Raw genomic sequence first — 3,257 nt, 5'->3', positions numbered from 1 at the left:
AGTTGTGCGGGATAGGATTCCATAATTTCACCGTTATACTGGATGCTGATGATATCCCCAACCTTTGGAGTGGGGGATTTTGGCATATATTCTATAGGAATTGAAATGCGGTCAGAGGATGATAATTCAGCAGAGCCCTCTACAGGTTCGACCAGTAAGGAATGCTCGTCGGCTTCTATAATGGCAGCCGAAAAAGAAGCCGAATGCTTTTTGTCATCCGCTGAAGCTGCAGGATTACTGCTGTCTTCCTTTAAGTTTCTGGAAAAGAGTATAAATACGGTAAGGCATATTATGGCGGCTGCGGTTATTATCCAGAATGTAGGTTTTTTGTAGTATGGCATGTGTTTGATCCTCCTGTCATTTTTGATTATATCTGCAAATAGAAAGTACTTCCGCCGCCGTCTGTATCCTGCACGCCAAGCTTTAATCCCTGGATTTTTGCAAGGGTAATGGCAATGGACAGGCCAAGTCCGAAATGGTCTTTTTTATTTCGGGATTTATCACTTTTATAAAAGCGGTCGAAGATAAATTCTTTTTCCTCGTCAGGGATTCCGGGGCCATGGTCCACGACGAAAACCAGTGTATGGGGATGGCAGTGTTCAGCCCTAAGAAGGATTTTTCTTGAAGGCCGCGTCAGAGAATATGCGATGGCGTTATCGAGCAGGATGGTCAAAATCTGTCGGCATAGTTCGGGGTCTGCTGATACTGGCGGAAGCGGCTCCTCCGGCAGGCGTAACTGCAGGGTTCCGTTTTTGGACAGGCAGAGCGGTTCGTAAAGCTCCAAAAGGCTTAGGAGGAGATCGTCTATTTCAAATTTCCGTTTTCTTACAGCCCATTCCCTCTGTTCGGCAGAAGCAAGGAGCAGAAGATTTTTAATCAGGGCGCTTCCCCTGTGGCATTCGTTTTTAATAACAGAAAGCAGACGGGTATCCTCTGCTGAATGGGAAGAGACTGCATCTGCGGTCATTTGGATGACTGCAATCGGAGAACGAAGCTCATGGGAGGCTGCGGCTACAAAATCCTGCTGCTTTTGGTATGTTTCTTCCAGAGGGCGCAGGGAACGGCGGACGAACCAGCGGCCGCTCAGAAAGAGGAGCAGGATTCCAAACAGGTCGATAAATAAATAGAAACATCCGGTTTTCAGGGATTTCTTCCTGCTGTCAGAGATGTCCTGCAGCAGGGTGAGCTTCTTATATCCGGCAGGGGTCTGGAGGACAAGGATATTCCCAAGATAGACATCCCGGCTGTCTCCATGGATTTGAAATATGGAGGTCTGCAACATGTTTGAGGAGATAGGGTAGGAATCTGTGAAAATGCCTTCCTTGTCCGCAGCTTTTTCTGCATATGAAAGAAGAATCTCCCGTCTCGTATCCGGTCTGTATGAACCAGGAAAGAAAAGGGGCGAGTTGTTTTCTTCTATATGAATGATGAGCTGGTTTTTCTCCTCCATCTGTGCCAGAAACAGATCCGTAAAGTGGGAATTACCCTGAAGCTGGAACATCAGAGTAAAAAGATGTTTTTGGAACAGTGATTCCTGGCGGTTTTCCTGTGAGGTAAAGTAGAAAAGAAATGTTATGGACAGGATAAAAGTTATGATCAGCCCGGTACTTAAGGTATAAAGAAAAACTAATTTTCTCTGTAGTTTAGGAAACATTGCCGTCCTCCAATCGGTATCCCATGCCATGTACTGTGGCAATATTTGCGCAGCTCCCTAAAGAGCGCAGGTGTTTTCTGAGGAAATAAATATATGTATCAAGATTGCCGTCTTCTACGGCGCTTTCCGAACCCCAGACACGCAGGAAGATCTGTTCCCTTGTCAGGGTCTTTCCCGGATTGCGTAAGAAGAATTCCATGAGGAGAGCCTTTTGTTTGGAAAGGCGTTGCTCTTTTTCGTTGCAGGTCAGAATCCTGGCCTCCATATCGAACTGGATATCCAGAAAGGATATACAGGTCTGGTCTGAAAATGCAAGGGGCCTTCTGGAGAGGGCGCGGATACGCGCAAGGAGCTCCTCTATGGCGTAGGGTTTTACCAGATAGTCGTCTGCCCCGCAGTCCAGGCCGGCAATCCGGTCGTCTACAGAACTCAGTGCAGTTGTCAGGATGATGGGTATGCTGATGTGATTCTGGCGGATGGCTTTCAGGATGGCCAGTCCGTCGAGCTCCGGCAGCATGCGGTCCAAAAGAATTAGGTCGTAAGCGCCGGACATGGCAAGATAGATCGCCTCACTTCCGGCGTGGCAGCAGTCAACAGTATGTTTTTTGGCAGAAAGCTGTAATTTTAAGGCGCTGCATAATTCTCTGTCGTCTTCTACAATTAAAATACGCATCTTTCACACTCCTTACTTTGAATCATATAAATCACAATGCGATTCTATCATTAGGGCAGACTGCGGACAATAACCTCGTTCTCTTTTGCAAAATGAAGGGCCGTTTTTGTATTTTATAAATCTTATTTTTTGGTGTGGATATAGAAATTAAAAATAGGAGCTTGATTTATATCAAACTCCTATTTCAGAAATAATCATAAAAACTATAGCAGAAGGGGTCATACTCAACTGCTTATTAGTATAATACCACTTCAACAATATCATGTCAAATTTCCTTGGATTATAATTTCACAAAAATTTTAGCAGTTTTAGAGTTTTTTTAGAGAATGGCTTGGTAGGATATATATGACAAATATTTTAGAAAGGCAGGATTTTAGAGATGGCAAATGAAGGAAAGAACAGAAACCGAAGATTATGTGTCATGGCAGTTGCAGCCTTTTTGGCGTTGTTGCTTGTGGCATGCGGAAGCGGAAAAGAAGACAGTACGAAGGATACAGATACACAGGGAGCTTCAAAACCGGAAAAGAAGACGGAAGATACACAGGCAGGGCAGACGCCGGACAGCGACAATCCAGAGATAGCCGGGGAGACGGAAAGCACAGGCACACCGATAAACGGACTGTCAGTAGAAATAGGAGAAGTTTTAGAAGGCTCTTTTACGGGAAAGGAGATTCAGACAGACGACCAGGGAGATGCGGGGCAGGTTGCGGTGCTTGACCCGGAGGAAGCGAAACAGTTGGAGATTGTATTTACAGAACAGACCACCTTCACGGTGCGCTCATCTACGGATATGGGGGCAACGCATACAGATACACCGGGCAGCAGCAGTGATTTGGCAAGCGGTAGGCAGACAGAAGTATCAGGTACGAGGGATGGCGATACCATACATGCTTCTTCCGTAATGATTATGGATTTTGGTAATTGAGCAGA

General features: G+C 45.7%; 3 protein-coding genes and 1 pseudogene. 1 reads left to right on the top strand and 3 read right to left on the bottom strand.

All coding sequences use genetic code 11. From position 1 onward, the window contains the following. From ACTOY7_RS20850 to ACTOY7_RS20840, 3 genes and pseudogenes are all read right to left on the bottom strand, one after another. Positions 1 to 341 (bottom strand): annotated as a pseudogene (locus tag ACTOY7_RS20850) (hypothetical protein); the annotation flags it as partial. 26 nt (positions 342 to 367) lie between these two features. Next, positions 368 to 1,654: a sensor histidine kinase gene (locus ACTOY7_RS20845; RefSeq protein WP_482672781.1), complete on the bottom strand. Its 1,287-nt coding sequence runs from the start codon at positions 1,652 to 1,654 to the stop codon at positions 368 to 370. Beyond that, entirely contained in the window at positions 1,644 to 2,327 is a 684-nt protein-coding gene (locus tag ACTOY7_RS20840) for a response regulator transcription factor (protein ID WP_482672780.1), read from the bottom strand. The genes ACTOY7_RS20845 and ACTOY7_RS20840 overlap by 11 nt, the downstream gene beginning before the upstream one ends. Before the next feature lie 379 nt (positions 2,328 to 2,706). Between ACTOY7_RS20840 and ACTOY7_RS20835 the strand changes: the two genes are divergently transcribed. Beyond that, positions 2,707 to 3,252: a hypothetical protein gene (locus ACTOY7_RS20835; RefSeq protein ID WP_300825761.1), complete on the top strand. Its 546-nt coding sequence runs from the start codon at positions 2,707 to 2,709 to the stop codon at positions 3,250 to 3,252. Positions 3,253 to 3,257: the final 5 nt, after the last annotated feature.

This window comes from Schaedlerella sp., assembly GCF_056796775.1.
Note: the sequence above shows the minus strand (reverse complement) of the source record. Positions and strands in the feature narration are given on the sequence as shown.